This is a genomic window from Herbaspirillum sp. UBA812, assembly GCF_002296545.1.
In the GTDB taxonomy this organism is placed as follows: Bacteria; Pseudomonadota; Gammaproteobacteria; order Burkholderiales; family Burkholderiaceae_D; genus Herbaspirillum; species Herbaspirillum huttiense.
Genome location: NZ_DBIC01000137.1, coordinates 4,841 through 5,208, shown reverse-complemented (window position 1 = coordinate 5,208; position 368 = coordinate 4,841). Strand labels below are relative to the sequence as shown.

Annotated in this window: 2 protein-coding genes; both read right to left on the bottom strand. The window is 64.4% G+C overall.

Annotation, left to right across the window (positions count from 1 at the left end):
- The coding region (locus tag B3873_RS26680) for an ExbD/TolR family protein (protein ID WP_414651532.1) at positions 1-110 on the bottom strand (110 nt) is incomplete at its 3' end.
- Between the two features lie 5 nt (positions 111-115).
- Positions 116-368 (bottom strand): MotA/TolQ/ExbB proton channel family protein (locus B3873_RS08690; protein ID WP_286865319.1); only part of this gene is annotated, 253 nt, incomplete at its 5' end.

The following is a 368-nucleotide window of genomic DNA, read 5'->3' as shown; positions in this document are numbered from 1 at the left end:
ACCGGGACCGTGATGATGAAGATGATCAACAGCACCAGCATCACGTCCACCAGCGGGGTGGTGTTGATCTCGGGATTGAAGTCATCGTCCGAATCGGAGAGGGAACCCATGCCCATCATGCAGCTCCCCGCGTGCGCAGGCGCATGGCCGGGGCCTGTTCCGACGCGGCAGAGGCGGAGTCGGCGCGCGCCCCGGTGACGAACAGCGCATGCAGTTCGAAACCGAACTTGTTCAGTCGCGCGAGGATGCTCTTGTTGCCGCGCAGGAGCGCGTTGTAGCCAAAGGTGGCGGGAATGGCCACTGCCAGCCCGAGCGCCGTCATGATCAACGCTTCGCCGACCGGACCGGCGACCTTGTCGATGCTGGCC